This is a genomic window from Pseudoalteromonas sp. APC 3893 (assembly GCF_030408095.1).
Lineage (GTDB): Bacteria > Pseudomonadota > Gammaproteobacteria > Enterobacterales > Alteromonadaceae > Pseudoalteromonas.
The window spans coordinates 205048-228352 of sequence record NZ_JASDCD010000002.1 but is presented as its reverse complement, the minus strand read 5'-3'; the positions used below and the strand labels follow the sequence as shown (position 1 = coordinate 228352).

The following is a 23305-nucleotide window of genomic DNA, read 5'->3' as shown; positions in this document are numbered from 1 at the left end:
TGTTTATCCTACTTCCTAGCCATTAATACAGGCGAAGCTGTTGGTTTTAAAGTAAACGCAATACCCGAAGTATCCAACTCGACATTTTTTGGCGCAATTGGCATACCCGGACCGACTCGAGCAGGTCCATTCACAGCAATAACATCAGAGCCAGATAACCCTGAAGTAATAACTCTAAAGCGGCCATAACGCTCACCAACAGTCACTAACTTATATTCTAAAACATCGTTCTCGCCGACAGTTAATACAAAACGATTTTTCAAATCAGTGCCAATCGCTCTATCAGGAACAATAATGTGTTCTTGTACTTCGTTTGCAGCCAACTTAATACGCGCAAATGAACCTGCACGAAGTGGTGATTTTTGCTCATCAAAACGTGCGCGAACACGAAGAGTACCGGTCGCAACATTGATTTGGTTATCAATAAAATCAATATATCCCGTGTGTTCAAATGCCTTTTGACCAACCCTTTGCATTACAACCTGCTGCTTATCAGAGCTCGTTACCTCACTGAATGCACTATTCCAAGTACGTTCATCTACATCGAAATACGCGTACATTGTTTTATTCGATACGATTGAGGTTAAAACGGATTGACCAGCAAGTACGTTATTGCCTTTGGTAATATTGGCGCGAGACACAATACCGTCAATAGGTGAGCGTATTTGGGTAAACTCTAAATCTAATTTAGCTGATGTTAATTGTGCTTCATAAGCCGCTAGCTGTGCTTTACGCTGATGTAAAGTCGAAGTACGTGACTCAGCTTGCTCAGTTGAAATCGCTTTACGCTGTGTTAATCGCTCAGCTCTATTCGCTTCACTTTGCGCTTGTTCTAATGCAGCCTGAGCACTGGCTACTTGCGCCTCTAAGCTTGCAACTACCGCAGCAAACGTGCGTGCATCTAATTCAAATAATAAATCACCCTGCTTTACTGAATCACCTTCATTGAAAGTGATTTTTTCGATAACACCCGCTACACGCGGCATTAAAGAAACCTCTTCGGGGGCTTCTAGACGGGTGGTATATGTATGCCAACTCTGCACAGGTTTCGTAATAACAGGCGCTACATCAATAGGTTGTAAGTGTTGTTGTGATGCTTGTTGCGCAGGCTCTTCAGCACAACCAACCAAGGTGGCTGATGCTGCTAAAATTGCAGTGGCGATTAAGTGTTTGTTCATGTCGACGCTCCTTTTGTATATATTTTTAATACTACGGAAGTAACATGCGGACAAAAAGCGTAGATTTTTAAATTCATTAATGCCAATATGGCATCAATTGAATTTAATTGAGCATATTATGGATACCACAAGTCGTTTATTAATGTTGTTAGAGGTTGTCGAACGAGGCTCATTTGCCAAAGCGGCAGAAACCCGCAATATAGACCGTTCAGTTATTTCAAAACAAATAAGCCGCTTAGAAGATGATTTGGGAGTACGCTTACTAAACCGAACTACGCGTTCATTCTCGTTAACGGCAGCAGGTGCCGAAATGGTAAAAAAAGCAGCCGATCTCAGAGAGTTGCTAGGCGAGACCATTCGTTTAGCAGAAAACTATCATCAAGAGCCACGAGGTGTACTTAAAATTACCTCATCGACCATTATTGGTAGGCGCTACTTACAGCCAGTAATTAATGATTTTCAAAAGCGCTTCCCACAAGTCGAAGTAGAGCTCAGACTCGATGACAAATTAGTTGATTTAGTATCCGAAGGGTTTGATTTGGCTTTTCGTGTTGGCGAGCCAAAAGACTCATCGCTCATAGCACGTAAAATTGCTCGTAACAGGCTGTTACTATTAGCTGCACCGGAGTTTATCAATACCTATGGCATGCCAAAAACTATTGAAGATTTAGCCGATTTGCCTGCTGCAAGCTATTATAGTTCATCATTGCGAGTAGATGGAATACGCTATATTGACCATAAAGGTGAAACCCAAGAGCAAAAAATAAAAAGTGTCTTTAGAGCAAACGATGCGGAAGTGTTAGTTGAAAAAACGCTGTCAGGCACAGCATATGTACTTGCCCCCGCGTTTATTATTGGAGACGAAATAAAATCAGGACGCTTAGTGCCATTACTAACAGATGTAAATCTCGCTCATTACAGTGCTATGTATGCGGTTTATCCGCACCGCGACTTACCAGTAAGAACACGGCTTTTCTTTGATGCTATAAGAGAATATCTAGGTAAGGATACGCCACTCTGGGAAAAAAACATTCCAAATTTTGATAAACTATACTCAGGCCGTTAGCACACACTTTCTAATTGTGTCTCACCGTCTAGGGTATCCATCATAACTTGATTTCTGCCATTGCGCTTTGCTTGATATAGCTGTTTATCCGCTGCTTTTATTGTCTGTTTTAGGGAATCGCCCGGTTGATATTTTACTACGCCAATACTAACTGTGATAGAAATAGAGTACCCTTCGATTAAAAACTCGTGAGCCTCTAAGCTACGGCGTATTTGCTGTGCGTAGTTTTGTGCATACTCACTCGTTGTCGATGGAGAAAAAATAGCAAATTCTTCTCCACCAATTCGAAACACTTTTCCCTGCGGCAAATTATCATTAAGCAGTTGTGTAACTGCAACTAATACCCTATCACCCACTGCATGACCGTATTTATCATTAACTTGTTTAAAAAAATCCAGATCAAGGATCATTGCAAATAAGCCAAGTTTATTTTGTAATTCGATTTCAAAATATTGATTCATTGCAAGGCGATTACCTACACCCGTTAAGGGATCTAGTAATGCTAAATTTTGTAATCGTTTGTAAGAGTTTTCTCGGCTATTTTCAAATACATGTGCGACAACCCAAATAGCGACATAACTTAAAGAAAGGTTTAAAGATAAATTGAGCGTTAAAAAAGGCGAGATATCATTCTTAGCCCAAAGGGCAATACCTTCTGATAATAATAAAGCGGCAGATAAAACAACCCCCCAAAGAGTACCTAGTAATAAATAATATAAAACAGGCAAAGCAAGCATCCAAACAAATAATGCATGGCTCATCTTCGAAAGATAACTGCCTAACACAACAAGTAAACTAACACATGCGCAAATACTGAGTGGCTGCCATAATTTAAGTTTAGTTCTTGAGATAAGTACAAACACACTAAAACAATACACAGAAAACGCGGCTTCAAGTACGCCTAATACAATAAAGTCATTAATAAATATATTAAAATATGTAAATACAGCAGACAAACTAGCTAAACACAAGCACATCCACTTTAAAACTTTTGTTCTAAGTACCTGAGTACCGTTTAAAGCTGTAATATCCATCAAAAAACTTAATATTTTAATTATTAACTTAAGTGTAAACTGAATTAACCATATCTCAAGGGGAAATAGCTGAATAAATCAATAAAAATGAGGATTTCGTATTACTTTTCAGCTCACTCTGTTAGCTCAAATCCAATTAACATTTAATATGTGTTGCAGTTAACCAGCAATTAAGTCATCTATTTGTTCTATCATTTCATTAAATTTCTTATTTGCTTTTTCAATTTGCTTTGCAGTTAACGTAGCTCTCAAGTCAATCAGTAATGTGGCATAAAGTGCTAAATTTTGTTTATCAGCTTGCTTCAATGCATCGCTCATAAAAGCGTGACGCTGAGTAATAATATGCATCATATTTTCTGTAAACTGGTTTTCTGAGAGTAAAGGGCCAGAAAATGTATCAGCTAACGCATTTAGCCGTATTTGTTTGTATTGTTGCCACATTATAAATGTAGATATGTGTTGCTCATTAGCCTCAGTAATTAAACTAACTTGTTCAGTTGATAGTTTACCTAGCCAGTCCTTATACCTTTGCAGCTGCTCCTCAAGACGCTCAGCTTTTCTTTCTTTAGCTGTTTGGTCAGAAAACTCGTGTAGCTCTTCTTCCATCTGCTCCTTAATTGCCTCAATAAAGTACTGACGTTGCTCAGGGTCAAGTGTCATTGCGACATCAATGAGTGGTTGTGCAATTTTGTTAACTAATATCTGCCAATGACCTTTTGAATTGGTAAAATGCGTGATCAGCTCAGCTTGCGAAGGTGACTCAGCTAATAATTGCTGTAAATGGACGAGATCGGTCTTATACAAGGGTAACTGCGTTTTTCGGTGCCAATCACGAGTCTCCTTTACTAATCGCTTTATCGTTTTAGTTTGTTGTTTATCTAGGTCGACATAGTCGTCAATCCAAAAACCTGACAGCCAGCCTATATTGTTGTAAGTAAAACTTGCCGAACAGCCACCCAATAATAGGATGAAAGCTAACAACAGCCCTGTTTTTAAATTTACTATTTTTTTCAACATGTATATTTAGCCTAAAGTATCTTTTGCCTTACGTTAATCAACTTATTATGAACTGTAAACGATTGATTTTGATGTTATTGAAAATAATTATCATTTAAGTGTTGACCACTTGATTAAACTAAGTGATAATCGTTCGCATCAACATAGGATAACCCAACACATTAAGTATAAAGCTTGATGTAATTAATGGGCAGTACCGACCTCAGTGCCTAGGGAAGAATAACCAGTAAGGATGCTGGAATTTTATTAACGTGTTGATGAAGATCGTGCCTCTTCAATAAAGCGGATTACTCGACCCAAGCCGCCGCATTAAAACACACTTACTTGCTACATTGCTCATATCGGTGACGGTTGATATGAATCCGAAAAGCCCCTCAGGGGCTTTTTTTATTGCTTTAAATTTTCTGTAAAATCTGTATCTTATCTACATAATTCTGATTATCAGCCTTAGTTTGGGGTTTACCCTTACTTGGAGCTAAAATTAAACAGTTCAAATTGATTGGAGGTCTTGTCATGTGGCAGCCTAAATTAAAAATATGGTTAATGGTTGGAGCCTTGAGTTTATCGTGTGCAACTCATGCAGGCTTAGATGAAGGTATTAAAGCAGCGAATGAAGGTCAATTCGAAGAAGCGTTGAAAGAATTTAATTATCTAGCTGATAAAGGCTACGCCCCTGGTATTTATGAACTTGGCAAACTTTATGAAGGTGGTCACGGCGTTACTAAAAATTACCGCAAAGCCGCTGATTTATATCAACAAGCAGTAAAAAAACGGCACGTAGACTCTATGTTTGCCCTCGCAGTTCTCTATGATGAAGGCAAAGGCGTTAAGCTCGATAAACAAATGGCGGTGTCATTATTTAAACAAGCGGCCGAAAAAAATATGCCTGCTGCCCAGTTTAATCTAGGTGTTATGTACTCAAATGGTGAAGGTGTGCCGCAAGATTACAAACAAGCCATGAGATGGTACGAAAAGGCAGCTGGCAACAACTATTCTTTAGCGCAGTTTAATATGGCACTTATGTACTTTGAGGGTTTAGGCGTAGATAAGAATATTGAAAAATCTTACATCTGGAATACTGTGGCAGAATTTAATGGTAATTTAAATGCTAGTCACAGTAGAAAGTTAGACGAGCAAAAAATGTTACCCGCAGAAATCATTGAAGCAAAAGAAAAAGCCAATGAGCTATACGAGCGCATACAAGCTGGGCTATATGGCGGTGAAGGCCGACTTTATTAATATAATGCACTGGTTGTACTGACGTCTTAAGGTCGTAAGTACAACCATTTAAGTGCTTTGACCAATAATTTATTATGTGACAATAGCAGCTTCAGCCTTGGGTTAAATTTACCTGTGTGTAGTTTATTACGCACATGGCTAAAAGTTATAAACCCTTCTTTGCCATGGTAGTTGCCCATTCCCGACTCCCCTATCCCTCCAAATGGCGCATCATCAGAGGTTACTTGCAGTAAGGTATCATTAACCGCAAATGTTCCACTTTGAGTTTGTAGCTCAATCGTTTGAATAAGCTGAGAGTTATATCCCATTACATACAAAGCAAGTGGATGCGGGCGCGCATTAATATATGATATTACCTCGGAGATATTGTCATATTCTAATATAGGTAAAATGGGGCCAAAAATTTCTTCTTGCATTACGGCCATGCCATCATTCACATGTGTCACAATATGCAGACCCATACGGTGTTTTTGCTCATCAGCCATATTCTCATCAAGCGGCTTGACTACTTGCGCTCCGTTACCTTTGGCATCGTTAAGTAATTCACTTAATCTTTTAAAATGTTGCTGACTGATAACAGAGGTTAAATTTTTACCTTCAACCCCTTGTGGGTAGTACTTTTTATACAAAGTACATAAACTATGTATTAATTGGTGCTGCAACTTTTTTGGTACAAATATATAGTCGGGAGCCACACATATCTGCCCAGCATTAGACATTTTACCAAATAAGATTGTTTTTGCTGCTTTGTTAATATCTGCATCGCTGGTGATAATTACAGGTGACTTTCCACCTAGCTCTAAAGTTACTGGCGTTAGGTTTTTACTCGCCGCGGCCATAACATGACGCCCTACATTCGTCGAGCCGGTAAAAAATAAATGCGCAAAGGGCAAGTTTGAAAACTCTTGACTTAACCGGGCATCGCCTTCAATTAGCAAACAATGTGCATCTAGCCCTTCAATGAATAGCCGCTTTAATACTTGATTAGTATGCGGGGTAAACTCACTGACTTTTAATAAAACGCGATTACCAGCAGCCAATGCTGTGATCACGGGCACTAAAGCTAATTGAATTGGGTAATTCCAAGGAGCGATAATACCTACGACGCCTTTGGGCTGATAGCTAACCGACACCTTAGACGGTGCTAAGCTCAGTCCTGGATTACGCGGTGAATCCTTTACCCATTTTGGTAAGTGCTCAACTGTATGGGTTATAGCCTTAACACTGGGTAGTAAATCACCCATAACAGTATCAAAGGCAGTACGATAACCAAAGTCTTTTGAAGTAGCAGCAACCAAGTCGTTCTCAAGCGCAATAAGTTGACGCTTTAACTGTTTAAGTAAACGTATTCGTTCTGCAATTGCTAAATAAGAAGCTTCATTAAACCGCTGTTGCATCTTTATAAAATGCGGCATTAAATCACCTGTCAGTGATGTATTCGTTGCATTTTCAGTCAAGCGCATATCCACGAATAAGATTAATATGTAGACACTATAACGGTGTTTAAAGGTTGGGGCAATAAAGAGTGCCTAATATAAACTAAGCACTCCTGGTTGGGTAACTAATTGATTAAAAATCAAATACTGATGCAGCAATGGTCATAGTGACTAAAGTAATAAAAACAATTGCAATGATATTTAATACAAAGCCAGAACGTATCATGTCGCGTATTTGTATTTGTCCTGAACCGAATACAATTGCATTCGGTGGTGTTGCAACCGGCATCATAAACGCGCAACTACACGCTATAGCCGCAGGAATAACCCATACTAACGGAGTGCCTGTAACGGACTCAGCAACAGGGCCCAGTAAAGGTAAAAAGCCTGCTGCAGTAGCTGTGTTACTGGTTATTTCTGTAAGAAAGGTAATCAATGTAGCAATGACTAATATACTCAATACAAGCGGGATTGTACTCGCCCCCTCTATCATATGTGCGATATATTCAGCCAAACCAGAGGATTTTATTTGTGCAGCTAACGTTAAGCCGCCACCAAATAATAGCAACACGCCCCATGGCACACCGGCAGCGCTTTGCCAATCTAAAATTCGCTCGTCACTGCCTTTGTTAGCAGGCAATACAAATAGCAATAATGCTGCAGCAATAGCGATACCGGTATCTGATATTTTTAAGCCTGTAAAATCAGCCAATAAAGGTCTAAAAATCCAACATAATGCAGCCAGCGTAAATACACATAGCACACCTTTCTCAGCACGTTGAATTCGACCAAGTTCTACTAACTGCCTGCTAAATAAAGATTTAGTATCAACTTTTCCTGCACCAAGTTTGGTCTTATCCACTTTATAAGCAAATTTGGTTAACCAAACCCAGCAAATTAATAACATGGTGATTGATAACGGTACGCCTATTTTCATCCACTGAGCAAAACCAATCTCTATTTGATAACTGTCAGATAAATACGCTGCCATCAAGGCATTCGGCGGAGTTCCAATTAGCGTCGCAATTCCTCCGATACTCGCACCATAGGCAATCGACAATAGTAACGCTTTGCCAAAGCCATTATTATTAGGGTTTGATTTTTGTACTAAATGCGTAATTGATAACGCTATAGGTAGCATCATCACTGCCGTGGCCGTATTAGACATCCACATCGATAAAAATGCAGTTACAAGCATCATGGCAAGAATTTGTAAACTAGGTTTACTGCCTGCATACATCATTGTCTTAAGCGCAATACGCTTATGAAGACCCCAGCGCTCCATCGCTATAGAAATTAAGAAACCACCTAAAAATAAAAATATTAATGGGTGAGCATAGGGTGCAGCGACACTTTTAATTGCTGCTATGTCAGCAAGCGGCGAGAACACGAGTGGTAATAATGCTGTTGCAGGTATTGGCACAACCTCACTGACCCACCACGAAGCCATCCAAAAAGCCAATCCTGCGACTCTAAAAGCAGCAACACTTAATCCTGTTGGAGGATCTACCAAGCAGGTAATTAACATAACACACGGTCCTAGCAATAGCATAAAGTATTGCATGAGGGGTGATTTCTTTTGATTATTACTGGTTAATACACTCATCACTTATCCTCTAAAATTTATACTTAAGGCCAAATGCAAGGCTGCTATCACTTTGTTGATCGAGGTCTAAATTTGTATAAAGCAAGTAAGCGGTTGTTTGCTTATCAAATACATAATCTACACCGCCAGTACACTGACTACCATCAGTAGCATGGCGCAACTGCGAGTCATCACTAGCAAACTGTACTTTTGGTGCCCATTGACCCATTTTGTAACTAGCACTGAGTACATAGCCATTACCCGACTTACTGCCATCAAGTGATTCACTGCGCTGATAGATTGCGCCAAACTGCCACTGCGCTTGCTTGATGACACCCGCTATACGCGTAGCATTAATATTATTGAGCGAATCAACATGACTGATAGCCACATAGTAATTTTTATTTTTTAAACCGCGATCACCATAAATTATTGTAGCTGCATACCCTGCTTCGTTATTTGCACTGTCATCTTTAGGTGCATAAGTAAGAGATAGTTGTGCACCCGAAAAAGATTTAGATGTGTAGGTTAGCGTGTCACCTAGTCTATCTTGCCCTGGTAAGAGCTGGGCAATATCAGCTTGAGTCTCATTAAAGTTATCTACTTTACCTTCAGAATACTTAAATCGCGTATCATTACGGCCAAAAACCACTTGACCAAAACTCCCCCTCAAACCCAAGTATGTATTACGCGCGCTGAAAGGTTCGCTGGTATTATCGTGTTCAAACCCCTTTACCTGCACCTCGTATTTAAAAATTGCACTGAGTGATTCACTCAGCTTGTGACTTCCTTTAACACCAATACGAGAAAAAGGTGCATCAATCTGTGTGCCTTCTTGCGCATAGCGCATAGTACCTGTATCTGTTTTAGCTATTTGCACCTCAGCTTTACCATAGATATCGTAGTCTGCGCCGTACGCTTGATGAGTAGCTGTTGTAGTAGTCAGCGCTGTAAAAATAGTCAGCGCGGTTTTATGGGGTTTATATTTTGTTATCATTGTGTGCCCTATTGTTAGGAGAATATGTTGTTCCTAATCAATAAAGGCAACTTTACTGCCAATGTGCACCAATCAAAATAACCAACTAATTATCAATGACTTAATAATAAAAACAAAATGAAAGATAAATTAATGGGTGGATTTACACCTATTTTTTTATAGCGCCTGTCACTAAAACCACCCATTTATAAGCTTATTAATCTTTAAACATTTCTTTATTGAGTCCGTACTTATTCATTTTGTCATAGAGGGTTTTGCGCGCGAGCTGTAATGTTTGCATTGTATCTTTTATGCTGCCTTGGTGACGTTCAAGGGCTTCTTCTACTAAAGATTGCTCATAAAAACTAACTTTTTCAGCCAAACTCAGATCAGTAGGCAAGACATTGTGATGTCTATTGGTTTTTGCAAATGCAAGCTCAGCACCAAGTAATACTGCACGCTCGGCTTGGTTTCTCAGCTCACGAACATTCCCAGGCCAATCATATTGCATTAAGTATTGTTGTGCTTCGCAGTTAAGAGGTGCTGGGGCTTTATGAAAACGAGTCGCAGCGATTGAGCTAAAATGTTTAAATAATAATGGAATGTCGGCTTTTCTATCTCGAAGGGCTGGAATACTCACTTTCACCAAGTTTAAACGATAATATAAATCAGCCCTAAATTCGCCTTGCTCAACCAAATGTAATAGGTCAACCTTAGTAGCAGCGACTATTCTCACATCTAAATCAATCGGTTTATTTTCTCCTACAGGCGTTACTTTACGCTCCTCCAGAACCCTTAATAACTTTATTTGCAAAGCCATTGGTGTACTTTCTATTTCATCTAAAAATACGGTGCCACCTTGGGCAAATTCAAATTTACCTTGACGACTTTGGGTAGCGCCTGTGTAAGCGCCACTAACTGCACCAAACAGCTCACTCTCAATAAGTTGCTCTGGCACAGCCCCACAGTTTATTGCAACAAAATTACAATTAGAGCGTGTACTCTGATCGTGTAGATACCGCGCTACAAGTTCTTTACCTGTCCCGGTTTCACCTTCGATCATCACATCTGCTGGGGTATCAATAACAGTGTTAAGTAAGTGCATCATATGCTGCATTTGCGGGGTGTCACCTAAAATTCTCACCCCGGGCGCAGATGTTTTCTCAACAGCTAGCTTTAATGCCCTATTTTCCATTACTAACGCACGCTTATCAGATGCTCGGGCTAAACAATCTAATAACTGCTCAGTAAGTGGTTTCTCAAATAAATCATATGCGCCTAACTGCATTGCTTTAACAGCAATTGAGACATCAGCAAAACCGGTTAAAAAAATGACGGGAAGTTCACTATCAAAAGCTTTTATTTGTTCAAGCAATTCCAAGCCGTCCATTTTTGGCATATTTATATCACTCAAAACAATACCATTAAAACGGCGATTTAATTTACTAAGCGCACTAATCGGATCACTAAAACATTGAACTTTATAGCCTTCAAGCGAGAGTAATTGTGATAATGAATCTCGAATTATCAATTCATCGTCAATTACAATGACATGGTTACAATCTTGATTTAATTCGCTCATAAAGCTCCCTTATCTGAGGCCAACGTTATAATAAACTGAGCACCACCATTAGGCCTATTATGCGCAGTTAAGCAGCCATCAAATGACTGAATAATTTGTTTTGAAATAGATAAGCCCAGGCCTAAGCCATTACTTGATTTAGTGCTATAAAACGGCTCAAAAATGGAGTTCAAAGCATGTTGTTCAATACCTGGGCCAGTATCTAAAATGGATAACTTCACTCGGTCATCAAAAAGTTCAAGTTCAAAACTTAGTTCTTTAACCGATTGCTTATCCATAGCTTGACTTGCATTTGTGATCACATTCACCAGTACCTGTTCAAACTTAATACCATCAACCCAGACGCAAACTTCATCATTAATCTGGATAGGTTTTACCTTTACTTGATTTTGCTTTAATTGTGCGCTTGCGATCAACATGGCATTTTTTAATAGCTGAGCAAGACTTATCGAGCGCAATTGAGTTTGCGCTGGTTTACTAAAATGCTTTAGTTGGCCAACTATCTGGTGAACACGGTCAATTAAACCTTGTACTATAACAATGTTCTCCTGTGCAGCATTAATATTACCCTTGGCAATGAGCCTTTTAGCACTCACTAAATAGGTATTCATCGCACTTAAGGGTTGGTTTATTTCATGATTAATTCCTGCACTTAGTTGCCCAATGGTTGCCAGCTTAGCTGTTTGTATGAGTGCAAGCTGCGCTTTTTCAAGGGCCTGTGTACGCTCAATCACTTCTTGCTCAAGGCTATGGCGAGAAAATAGAAGCTTTTTATATCCGGCAAAACGTGCCATTAAGCTGTAACTTATAATTAACGCTAAAACATAAAACAAACTCAGCCAGATTAACCGAGGTATCTGCTCTAAGCTCACCGATGTCACATCAACTAATACTGATATTTTTCCATTCAATTGACCAATTTTAGCATCAGCAAACACATACTGCTTCGTTGTAGTATTTTGTTTTATGTCTAATAAATTTATACCTTGAACGTTAATTATTGTAGTGCTTACATTACTTGGCTTATGATCAAGATACCTTCGTGATTTAATCAGCTTTTGCAGGACTGTGTCGCTTAACTCCTGAAATGTATTTAAGCGCCAACTAGACTGGTTCGACATAGCAATCACACCATCATCAAGCATCAAATAGAAATCACTTGTTTGAGAGGTATTTAGCAATTGCCTATCATTTTCAAATTTAGATACATTAATTTTCAACACGACTACGCCAATAACTTGGTTGCCATTATAGATAGGCTCTGAAAAGTAAATACCACGCTCTTGGGAGCGTTGGCCAAGGGCAAAATATGCCAGAGGCTGCCCCGCTAAGGCTTGATAAAAATAAGGACGAAACGCGAAGTTACTGCCGACATAACTGTAATCCAATAACCAATTACTAGATGCTATGACATCTCCATTAGTATCAAGCACATAAGCGTCAGATGCACCACTTGCTTGCTGAATATCTACTAAATAACTATTTATTGCATTGTTTGATAGATCGCTATTTTCAATAAACTGACTAAGCAGCTGATTATCACTTATAAAATGTGGAATTGAAGCAAAACGAGTTAACTCGGCTTTTAAGTAATGACTCAATTGCTGAACTTGTTGCTCAGCTTGGTTTTGACTTTTAGACAGGTCGTAATGACGACCAAAGTAATAAGCACTGAGTAATAATACCAGAAGTACTGCAAAGCAAACTGCATTTCGTTTTAATAGAGCTTGCATTATTTACCTAGCTTGCAAGAGAAGAACTTAAAATTTTAGCTGGTAGTGTAACGATATTTCTCTCGATACTCCAGCGACAGCACCATCAGCCAATCTAGGATCAAAACTATCATAGTATTTATCAAAAAGGTTATGAATTTTTAAGGATATATCACTTTGCTCAGTTAGTTCATAGCTTGCCACTGCACCAATTAATAAGTAACTTGGCTGTGAAAATTTAGATATATCATGCCCTGTAACGTTAACCTCATCACGCCATATCGTATTAACACTAACCATCATTGGCTTCATATCAAAGCTCGCCACAAGGGTTGCAAAACGTTTAAAGGTTGGATTCATTGGTGGATCAAAGTACTGCGTATAAGTGCCAGTTAATGAAAAATCGGGTGCAACTTGCCACTGGCTATCTAATTCAATCCCAGGGTTGGTATCATTTAACTGATTTTCAAAGGTAAACATATTTGTGTTAGATGCATGAGGAACTGTGATAATAAAATCATTAAGTTGGTTATGAAAAAACACCGTATTAAAATACCAATTTTCTACCTGATAACGCCAAACTAACTCAGTTGTTTTTACATATTCTGATTGTAAATTTGTATTACCTACGGTTACATCATCATTGGAATACAACTCGTTCGTTACCGGCGTTCTAAATGATTCCCCATATTGTAATTTAACTGTATTAGCTAAACTTGGTTGGTAAATAGCAGCTATTCTAGGAGAAAGTTTACTATCGATGTTTTTAACGTCATCATAGCGCCCCCCCACAAATAATGTTAATTGATGTGATAAAGGTAGTTTTAATTGTGTATATAAACTGTGTGTTTCAAACGTAGCTTTAAGGTTTTTAAATGCTGCATAGCCTTTAATCGTCGTTATAGCCCCTAAATAATAGGATTGTTCAACGATTATTTCACCGCTCGCTTGGTCAAAATAATTAGTGCGGACATCTGCTGAAATTTGTTTTGAATTTGCATATTCATAGCCCGCATTTATCACCCAATCATTATTAAAGTGATGGCTATAATCAATGTCTATATTGAAATCAGTGGTTTGCCAATCAGGTCCTAATAAAAAGTCTTCACTTGCCTTAGGGTTATTCGCACCCGCTAAGATCAATCCTGCACTGGCTATTTTGTGATCTGAATAAGCTATTTTTGTGGCAAGTTCTGTCGTCGCATTTTTTATCACGCTATAAGCAAGTGACACAAAACTATTTTCACTGTTGTGCTGGTTTTGTTTCGAGTAGCCAGCTAAGTTAATAAACTCATCGAGTTCAACTTGATTATAGCGACCTCTTAACTCTAATTCAGCTATATCACGACCAAATTCAAAATACACTGATTGCAGCGGGTCTTTTACACCTTGCGGGTACTTTTCTCCCTCTTTTTGGTTTATCGCAATTGACGCAAAACCCATTAGATCATCGGTAAGTTGCTTAGATACACTGGCCGAAACACCATACTTACCGTGAGTACCAATCATTGTGGCAACATCATTATTTGTGTGTTTAGTAATTATATTCATTACACCGAGAAATGCATTACTGCCATATAAAGCAGAGCCAGGGCCACGAATAAACTCAACCTTATCGATGACTTCAATTGGGATAAACGGCATATACACAGATGCTTTACCAAAGGATGACTCATTAATTCGCTCACCGTTAATCATCACTAATATATTGCCGCTATCTAAATAAACACCTCGGGCATGATCTTTTGGTACAGCACCAACCCAATCGCCTCGGGTAGACTGCATACCGGGCACAAAATTCATTAATTCGTAGGCACTTTCAACCCCTAATAATTGAATGGATTTTTCATTAAATATTGTGATTGTAGAAGGAGCTGATGCAACTGTTTCTGGTGTTTTCGATGCAATATCCACTTTTACTTCTAGTAAGTCTTCAAGTTGCATAGTGAATAATTCATTTGACTCAGTTGCAAATAAGGAAGCCATGTGAAAACAGAAAAGGATACAAAAAGAATGCTTTAGAGTCATTACGCCGCATTACACCTAGGATTTATATTGAATTTATTAGATTGTTTACACAAACTACTATTAACAATAATAATACAAATGCACGGCGGCGTGAGGTTTTTTTCTAACTATTTACATTTACTTAGGCAGTAACTGTAGTGCGTTTCGCTTTAATATATTTATACAAGCCAATTAAAGAAGCTGCGATCCAAAATATTTCAATAACAAAACTTGCTAAATTAAAGTTATAACAAAGACTTATAAGCAATAAAATAGCGCCTGAAAGGTTCATCATATTATAAAGCAAGCCAGTAGGTGTTGCTTTACCAAGTTGTAGCATAAAAAACGCGCCAACGACTAAAAAAGTACCTGTCATACCAATAATATCAAATAAAAGTGCAATCACGAGGGGTTCCCTTGTCCATTACGATAATCACCCACACTACTGGCCCATTCCATGGGGAGGGTTGTTTTCATTCATTGAAACAGCAAACCGAGCGATCTTAACAAACTTCTTTGAACATCACAGGATATATGTCCGCTACTATTAGCTAACGTGAAAATAGGTAGCAAAGCTCACTTATATTTAAAGTCGATGACAACTAGATTGTTAATAAGCACAAGTAACAATTGCGGCGCGCGTTTAATACCATAAAGATGGCTGTACTAATTAAAATCTACTACGACTTCATATCTGCCAGGCATATCATTGATTTCATATAGCCACCCGTGGCGTTTAATTATTTTTTCACTTAACTGTAAACCTAGCCCATAACCTATACTTATTTTCTGGGTATCATGAGCGATGTGTTGTTGTTCACTCTCTAGCTGATTAATGTTAATAATTGTGACGCGACTACCTTGGAGTTCAATGGTGACTTCACCGTTTTGAGTGTGTTGATACGCATTTCGCATTAAGTTAGTGAGCACAATGTGACATGCCGTCGCTTCAGTGTTAATGACGTTAGTTTGTGAATCACTGCTGATCCCTACTTTTACTTTTTTTGCATTGAGTAAATAATTAAGCTCATGACTTAAAGTGACTATTTTGTCATAAAGATTGATAGGTTCGTCAGCGCTTTGCTGTTCATCATCGCGACTGAGCCAAAGTAACGTGTCGGTTAAATCGCTCATTGTTAAACCTGCCCGCTCAATCCGCTGTAAGGTATGTTGTTGCTTTTCATTTAAAGGCGCTTTTTCAGCAAGTCGATTCAGCAATTCAACATTACTACGTATGACCGATATCGGTGTTCGTAACTCATGGCTTGCATAACTCAAAAAGCGTTGTTCTCGCTCTAAACTATCATGGGCCGAAAGTAGACTATCACGGACCAGCCCTGCTAATGTATTTAGTTCGTTATAGGTGAAATCAGGCGGCGACTGTTGTAAGTTATTTTGATTGAGTGACTTAGCCCAGTTTTTTAGCGATTCAATGGGTTTTGCTATATTTTTTATTACCATAAACAAGGAAAAGGTAAATAATCCGATAGCAGTAATGCCTGTTAATAAAACCCACACTAAACGCTGTTCAGGTTCAGAATTAGTTACCAACTTAGGTTTGGTTCTGTCTTCTTCAAGCATAATACGAGATATATACCGTGGCTCACCTTGCGAGTTAGGGAAATAAATCACAAAGTACAGGTTGGTTGGTATGGTAAACATAGATGTGTAATCTTTTGTTTTTTGTAGTACACCAACTTCTGTTGGTATTTCAAAGCGCTGCTGTATTATCGCTGGCATGTCTTGCCAACGACTTGCAACATTAAAACCGACCATATCTTGAGGCTGTCCATCTTTAACATCAGCTGTGTCTGCTAGCTGGTACATTACTGCGTTGATCCCTTTGTCTAGGCCGTCAACAAAATAACTGACACTCAGTAATGAAAACCCTATTGCCATAATCGAGCTCAACACAACCATACTTGCGATAAAATATATTCGCAGACTCAGCCTTATTTTCATTACACGTTTCCTTGCACCTGCTTTAAGGCAAAACCAATACTCGGCACCGTTTCAAGCTTAATTTGGTTTTCCGCACCTTCAAGCTGTTTACGTAAATGATGTATGTGCACTTTTAAGCTATTACTATCAGGCTGATCTTCTCCCCATACAGCTTGCATAATATCAGCCCTAGTCACAACATTTGGTGCACTGCGTATGAGGGTTTCTAAAATCTTAAATGTAATTGGGGAGAGCTTTAACTCATGGTCACCAACATTTGCACTTCGCGTAGTCAGGTCGACAGTTAAATTTGCACTGATGAGGCGTTTGGCCTCACCACTTTTACGCTTTGCTAATACCTGTACCCGTGCTACAAGCTCTTTCATGGCAAAAGGTTTAACGAGGTAATCATCACTGCCCGCGGCAAAGCCTTCTAGTTTGTTATCGAGGCTGTCCCGTGCAGTAAGCATTAATATAGGTGTATCTATACCTAGCTCACGTAAACGCTTACATAATGTTAACCCGTTCATTTTTGGCATATTGACATCTAAAATAATCATTTGATAGTGATTATTCTGTATTAAATTTAACCCTAGCAACCCATTACTTGCATGATCACATTCAATATCTTCTATATCGAGGTAATCGATAATCGTTGTTGCCAGATCAATGTCGTCTTCAACTAGTAGCACGTTTATCATTAAGCTGTGGTTCCTTGAGTCTTATTGCCTGTAAAAAAGTTTAACATAGTGACCAATAAGCGTTTAATATCTATTTGAATCATTAGTAATGCGGGTATTAATATTAACGTGATCACTGTAGCAAACAAAATACCATAGCCTAACGACGCTGCAGCGGGAATTAAAAATTGTGCTTGTATGGATGTTTCGCTTAATAGTGGTACTAAGCCTGCGTACGTTGTAATTGAAGTAAGCATAACCGCTCGTAACCGACTAGTACACGACTCAATAATGGCATCATGGGTGCTCATACCTTCATCTTTAACCAACTCATTAAAGCGAGAAACAAGTAATAGGCTATCATTTACTACCACCCCACTGAGCGCCAAAATACCATTTAAAGACAATATGCTAATGGTTAAATCATTCCACCAGTGCCCTAAAATAGCGCCCACAATACCAAATGGTATAGCTACCATTATCAGCACCGGTTGAATATACGATTTAAGCGGAATAGCTAGCAAAACATAGATGACCAATAAGGCAGCAATAAACATACTACTCATAGAGCTGGTCGTCTCGTCTTGCTCTTCTGCTTCTCCTGCAAAATGAATACTTAAATTAGGGAACTGCTTTGTAAGCTCGGGCACTAAATCACGATTTAAGGCGTCCACTAATTCATTAGGTGCAATAACATTTTTATCTACCTGTGCACCTAAATAGATAGCACGCAGCCCATCAATGCGAGTGATTTCATCTTGCTGATATTCACTGCTTATTGTTGCAATATTAACCAGAGGAACCACTGTGCCGTCAGGTAAGCGAATACGCGACTGCATAATATCCGCGGGAGTTTTACGGGCATTTTCAGGGTAGCGTACGCGCACTTTTACTTCGTCTTTGTCTCGTTGATAACGTTGTACAATTGCACCACCAAATGCTTGTAACACTTGCTGTGATAAACTGGCTGTATCCATGCCTAGTGCACGACCCTGTGCGTTTAGGGCAAATTTCAGCTGGGGCTGCCCAGGGTTTAAATTATCATCAATGCCGTTAACACCCGCAGTATTTTGTAGCCGCTTTTTAAATAATGCGCCCGCAGCCATCACTGTTTCATCATCCCACGCCTTTAGCTCAACTTTAAAGTTATCTACCATTTTGCGAGTTGCTAATACCTGTAATTTTTTACTGCCTTCAGGGACGCCTGCCAGACGTTGCCATTCTTGTGCAAACTCAGTGGCAGTAAACACACCTTCACTTAATAACTCTATAGTGACCGTACCACTGATATCGCTACTACTAACCACTTGTAAGCTGGTAATTTCACTGTTTTGAGAATCAAATTGAGTCATCAAGTTTTGCTGTGCTTGCAATGCACTTTGCTCAAGCGCTAATAAATTTGAATTAGTTTGACCAAAGGCTGCATCATTTTGCATCACCAACTCAGCTGTAACTGTATCCTCTGCAATACTCGGGAAAAAACCAACTTTAACAGCTCCAGTCATTGGCATGCCTATAACTAATATAAAAAAGGCGACAAATGCAGCAACAATGGCATACCTAAAACGAAGTGAATACTCGATGACACGACGATATACGTTATCACTAAACCAATTCAAACCGTTGTCAGCCCCATGTTGTACTTTTGACCAGAGGCCGCTTAAACCAGATTTTAATTGACGTTTTGTGTTTATATGGGCCAAGTGCGACGGTAAAATAAGCTTTGATTCAACAACTGAAAGTAATAAACAAATAGTGACGACTGTAGCAAATTGTGAGTAAATTTTGCCAAGGTTGCCAGATACATTGGATAAAGCAACAAACGCAGCAACGGTGGTTAATACACCAAATATCGTTGGTACAGCGACCTTCATCGTACCGGCAATTGTATTGTGAAGTGTATCGCCATCACTTTTGCGGGTGGTATAAATACTCTCTCCGACGACGACTGCATCATCAACAACAATACCCAGCGCCATAATAAAACCAAACGTAGTCATTTCATTAATGGTTAGTGCTGTGTAGCCGTCGGTCATAAAATAAAGTGTGCCAAAAAATACAAATGGCAAACCACCCGCAACCCACAGTGCAACACGTACATTTAAGAATATGGCTAATATAACAAACACCATAATTATACCTGTTGCAGCATTTTTGGTAAGTAAAGACAAGCGCTCGGTGATCATGGTGCTTTTGTCATTCCAGCTTTCAAGTTCCACGTTTTGTGGCAGTAAACCACGCTCGTGCCAGGTATCGATAACACTGTGTGCCTGCTCAACGATACTGGTTATATCTGAGTTTTCATCCATTAGTATCTCAATACCAACGGCATTTTGTTGATTATAACGGCTTAGCGAGTTGGTATCTTCGGCGAAAGTGTCGGTAACTGTTGCAACATCACCTAAGGTAATTTGTGTTCCCGTTGCGGTTGTTAGCAATACGATATCTGCAAAATCACGCTGCCAATAAGCTTGTTCAGCAGCTTTTAAGCGCATGATTTTATTACTATCGCGTAAGCTTGTTGATAACGGGCTGGATGATTCATTATTGATCACTTCGCTAATATCACTGAGTGTTAAGCCGTACGCTTGTAATTTTCCTTCGTCAATTTCAACCGACATCATAGGATCTAACACGCCCGATTGCTCAACATCGCTAATACCCGATTTAGCTAATAAATCAGCTTTCAGTTGTTCGCCTAGGTTTTGCAAAGTGTGACGATCTGTATCACCATAAAGGTGTATTGATAATGCATGATCTTGTCTACGTGCTTTGTCTATGACGGGTTGTTCAGCATCAACTGGAAAGTTATTAATCGCATCAACTTGATTCTTTACATCTGTAAGTAACTCATCAAGCGAGTAATCTGTTTTTTTCTCTATGCTGACATGGCTACCACTTGCATTCGAAGTGGAGGTAATACGTTTAATTCCAGGTACAGTTTCTAGAGCTTCCTCTATTTTTAATGCAATACCCTCTTCGGCCTGAAGTGCGTCGCCACTATCATAAACGACAGATACCGAAATGGTGTCTGGTTCTAAGCTTGGAAACGCCTCTTTTCGTAAAGTAGTCAATGACATAATACCCATGACAATGACACTAATAAGTAATAAATTGGCGGCAACTGAATTATTGGCAAACCAGCTAATTATACCGTGCAATGGGCTGTTGCTATTAGGCTGTTGTGATGTGGGCTGTACGCTCATTATTGGATCTCCTCAACAATGGGAGTGACACGCATATCATTTAAATAACTCACTAAAGGTCTGGCGACAATTTTTACGTGACCGTGATTAGTTATGGGTGAGATATATACATATTCACCGCGCTCGAATAGCAGATTGGCTTGCGTACTTACAAGGTGATTTTGCTCATTCAGATACCAGATCAAACCATCTTGAGACAGCGCTGAAGCTGGCAGTTTGAGTACATTAGTTAGCTGTTTTCCCGGTATCTCAACCGCTAAAAAAGTGCCAGGGAGTAACGGCGTAGCTTGATCAAAAGGCTTATCAAGGGCAACCACAACGCTGCGTTGGCGTGAGCCATCATCTAAATGCTGCTCAAAACGGTCTATATAACCACTCCACGTTGTGTGCGTAGTTACATCCTTCAAGGTCACTTCATTTGTTTTATCATTTGCCAGATTTTGCCATTGACTTAATGATAGCGGAACAGACACTTCGACTTTGTCTGTACTGTTTAATGTTGCTAGCGTATCGCCTACACTGACGTACGTACCAAGGTCAATATCTCGCGTTAAAATCACCGCATCAAAAGGAGCACTGATGCGTGTGTTATCTTCATCACGCTGTGCGGTTTTAAGTGCATATAGGGCATCATCGCTCGTAGCTTGCGCTGCTTCCAGCTGTAGTGTCCTAAACACCAAGGGAGAACTTGGTGCTTGCGTTACGCCCGAACGTTGCCATTCACGCTTTGCTTGACTACCTAGGTCTTTCTCCTCCTGTAAAGCAAGCTTTGCATCAGCCAGTGTGGCTTTAGCACTTGATACAGCTTGTAAATATTCTGAATTATCAATTTGTGCCAGTATTTGATTTTTGTTAACCCTGTACCCCGTTGCAAACTGATCACTCATGGCCATTACCTCACCTTTTACTTGGGCTTTTAATGTTAACGTCCAATGGGCTCTAGCTTCACCGTGACTACTCACATAAGCTTGGTAATTTCCCGGTATTGCATTAATTACCGATACATTAGGCGCTATAGATTGTGCTGGCTCTGGAGTTGGCGCGTTTACTTGCTCAGCCATTTTTTTACCGTTGTAAGCAATGGCAAGTCCTATCAGTGCGATAGCTACTATGGTAACAATAGGTGCAGGGGTAATTTTCATGACGATACTCCAAGACCCAAAGCAAGGCCTAAATCTATACGGTTAGTTAAAAGGGTGTAATTTATTTGGCTAAGCTGCGCTTGTAAGTCGTAAACTTGCTGTTGTACTGTGAGCAAGTCCAGTATATCCACTAGGCCTTGTTGATATTTACTTTGGTAGTTACTGAAACTTCGTTTAGCACTGGCAAGCGCGTTACTAATTTGAACTTGTTGTTTGGTTAATGATTGTTCCTGCCCGAGTGCGTTTTCGACTTCGTTTACTGCACTCAAAAGCGTATCCTGATATTCCCAATATGCTTGTTCAGCATTTAATTTAGCAACATCGACTTGTGCACGCAGTGCTCCTCCTTGGAAAATGGGCGCACTTAAACCACCTAATAAACTCCATACAGGGCTGCTTAATAGCGCTTGGCTTGGTGTGGTTGCTAAATCAGTTAATGAAGCTGAAAGCGTAATGCTTGGTAATAAATCTTTGTAGGATACATCAACTAAAAAGTGCTTCTGTTGAATATTGTAATAAGCACTTTGTAAGTCTGGACGCCTTGCTAAATCTTGCTCTGGCAATGCACTTAATGGCTCAATCACCTCAGGAAATGATGTAGTAGTAGGTAAATTTTCAAGTTTATCAACACCAACAAGTAACTCTAACGCCCGCTTTGCTTGTGCAATTTGTTCTTGATACTGCGCAACCGTTGCACGGGTTGATGCTGTATTTGACCGCGCTGTATCAAGTGCTTCTAAATCACCTAACCCATATTGGTAGCGTTCAATAATACTTTGTTCATTGTTTTGTAACACTACTAATCGTTGTTGCTCTATATCAAGCAGATCTTGCTGCAAAATTATATTTAAGTAAGTACGAATAATACTAGCAATGAGTGTGTCTTTAGCACTTTGATAGGTTGCTTGAGAGCTCGCAATAGCCATATCTTCTGCAGCTACTTTATCGGCTACTTTTAGCCATATATCTGCTTCCCAACTCACATTCAATGCAGAGCTATATTGAGTTCCTAATGTTTCACTGCGCGACGCATCAAAATCAGCATCAATACTAAACCAATGGCTAGCAGATGTAACTTCTCGCTGTGCATAAGCGAGTTTTAATGCAACTAGCACTTGATTAAATGAAGGGTTGCTAGCAGTAGCTTGCTCTATAAGCTGGTTTAATCCCGTTATATTGACCAAGTCAGTAATATAACTAACCTGCTTTGCATCATCTTGTGTGTATCGCCAATTTGAATGTTGCAGCAAAGATGACTCGGTGCTTATGCCTTCATAATTTGGCTGATTACTACACGCCGTAAGCGTACAGCTTAATGCGAGCAATATTATAGAAGAGCGGTTTATAAATGAATCCATTTAACTATGCCTAAATTACCTCAATATTAATAGTCTATCTACTTAGGGGTTAAGACAGGGTTAAAAGCTGCAATTTTTCGTTGGATAAAAAACACTCAAGCAATTACTTTTTTCTCTGATTTATTTAAAACACCAAGTGAACCACA

General features: G+C 39.4%; 17 protein-coding genes. 2 read left to right on the top strand and 15 right to left on the bottom strand.

What is annotated here, in order from left to right:
- Nucleotides 1–8: 8 nt before the first annotated feature.
- Entirely contained in the window at nt 9–1178 is a 1170-nt protein-coding gene (locus QMA12_RS05055; protein WP_290208960.1) for an efflux RND transporter periplasmic adaptor subunit, read from the bottom strand.
- Between the two features lie 118 nt (nt 1179–1296).
- Between QMA12_RS05055 and QMA12_RS05050 the strand changes: the two genes are divergently transcribed.
- Entirely contained in the window at nt 1297–2244 is a 948-nt protein-coding gene (locus QMA12_RS05050; protein WP_087533703.1) for a LysR family transcriptional regulator, read from the top strand.
- On the opposite strand, the gene QMA12_RS05045 is transcribed toward QMA12_RS05050, so the two are convergent.
- The gene (locus tag QMA12_RS05045; protein WP_290208959.1) at nt 2241–3278 is read right to left on the bottom strand and encodes a GGDEF domain-containing protein; all 1038 of its coding nucleotides are present in this window, start codon (nt 3276–3278) and stop codon (nt 2241–2243) included. The two genes, QMA12_RS05050 and QMA12_RS05045, sit on opposite strands and share 4 nt — an antisense overlap.
- A 159-nt stretch (nt 3279–3437) precedes the next feature.
- The gene (locus QMA12_RS05040) at nt 3438–4295 is read right to left on the bottom strand and encodes a DUF6279 family lipoprotein (protein ID WP_290208958.1); all 858 of its coding nucleotides are present in this window, start codon (nt 4293–4295) and stop codon (nt 3438–3440) included.
- Between the two features lie 543 nt (nt 4296–4838).
- Between QMA12_RS05040 and QMA12_RS05035 the strand changes: the two genes are divergently transcribed.
- Nucleotides 4839–5534: a tetratricopeptide repeat protein gene (locus QMA12_RS05035; RefSeq protein WP_290209073.1), complete on the top strand. Its 696-nt coding sequence runs from the start codon at nt 4839–4841 to the stop codon at nt 5532–5534.
- Nucleotides 5535–5560: 26 nt separating this feature from the next.
- On the opposite strand, the gene QMA12_RS05030 is transcribed toward QMA12_RS05035, so the two are convergent.
- The 12 genes from QMA12_RS05030 to QMA12_RS04975 all read right to left on the bottom strand — a co-directional run bounded on the left by QMA12_RS05030 (nt 5561) and on the right by QMA12_RS04975 (nt 23159).
- On the bottom strand, nt 5561–6949 hold the full coding sequence (locus QMA12_RS05030; RefSeq protein ID WP_290209071.1) for a coniferyl aldehyde dehydrogenase: 1389 nt from the start codon (nt 6947–6949) through the stop codon (nt 5561–5563).
- Between the two features lie 154 nt (nt 6950–7103).
- Complete coding sequence (locus QMA12_RS05025; RefSeq protein WP_087533706.1) at nt 7104–8576, bottom strand: SLC13 family permease; 1473 nt, start codon at nt 8574–8576, stop codon at nt 7104–7106.
- Nucleotides 8577–8586: 10 nt separating this feature from the next.
- Entirely contained in the window at nt 8587–9552 is a 966-nt protein-coding gene (locus QMA12_RS05020; protein ID WP_290208957.1) for a porin, read from the bottom strand.
- Between the two features lie 196 nt (nt 9553–9748).
- On the bottom strand, nt 9749–11113 hold the full coding sequence (locus tag QMA12_RS05015; RefSeq protein WP_087533708.1) for a sigma-54 dependent transcriptional regulator: 1365 nt from the start codon (nt 11111–11113) through the stop codon (nt 9749–9751).
- On the bottom strand, nt 11110–12846 hold the full coding sequence (locus QMA12_RS05010) for a cache domain-containing protein (RefSeq protein ID WP_290208955.1): 1737 nt from the start codon (nt 12844–12846) through the stop codon (nt 11110–11112). Before QMA12_RS05010 ends, QMA12_RS05015 begins: the two co-directional genes overlap by 4 nt.
- Nucleotides 12847–12873: 27 nt before the next feature.
- Entirely contained in the window at nt 12874–14811 is a 1938-nt protein-coding gene (locus QMA12_RS05005; RefSeq protein ID WP_290208954.1) for a TonB-dependent receptor, read from the bottom strand.
- 163 nt (nt 14812–14974) lie between these two features.
- Nucleotides 14975–15238 carry a hypothetical protein gene (locus tag QMA12_RS05000; RefSeq protein ID WP_087533711.1) on the bottom strand — a complete coding sequence of 88 codons (264 nt, stop codon included), beginning with the start codon at nt 15236–15238 and terminating at the stop codon, nt 14975–14977.
- 260 nt (nt 15239–15498) lie between these two features.
- A complete protein-coding gene (locus QMA12_RS04995) occupies nt 15499–16794 on the bottom strand; it encodes a HAMP domain-containing sensor histidine kinase (protein ID WP_290208953.1) in 1296 nt (431 codons plus the stop codon).
- Nucleotides 16794–17474, bottom strand: a complete 681-nt coding sequence (locus tag QMA12_RS04990; RefSeq protein WP_290208951.1) for a response regulator transcription factor — start codon at nt 17472–17474, stop codon at nt 16794–16796. Before QMA12_RS04990 ends, QMA12_RS04995 begins: the two co-directional genes overlap by 1 nt.
- On the bottom strand, nt 17474–20659 hold the full coding sequence (locus tag QMA12_RS04985) for an efflux RND transporter permease subunit (RefSeq protein ID WP_290208950.1): 3186 nt from the start codon (nt 20657–20659) through the stop codon (nt 17474–17476). The genes QMA12_RS04990 and QMA12_RS04985 overlap by 1 nt, the downstream gene beginning before the upstream one ends.
- Nucleotides 20659–21801 carry an efflux RND transporter periplasmic adaptor subunit gene (locus QMA12_RS04980; protein ID WP_290208949.1) on the bottom strand — a complete coding sequence of 381 codons (1143 nt, stop codon included), beginning with the start codon at nt 21799–21801 and terminating at the stop codon, nt 20659–20661. The genes QMA12_RS04985 and QMA12_RS04980 overlap by 1 nt, the downstream gene beginning before the upstream one ends.
- Nucleotides 21798–23159, bottom strand: a complete 1362-nt coding sequence (locus tag QMA12_RS04975) for a TolC family protein (protein WP_290208948.1) — start codon at nt 23157–23159, stop codon at nt 21798–21800. Before QMA12_RS04975 ends, QMA12_RS04980 begins: the two co-directional genes overlap by 4 nt.
- Nucleotides 23160–23305: the final 146 nt, after the last annotated feature.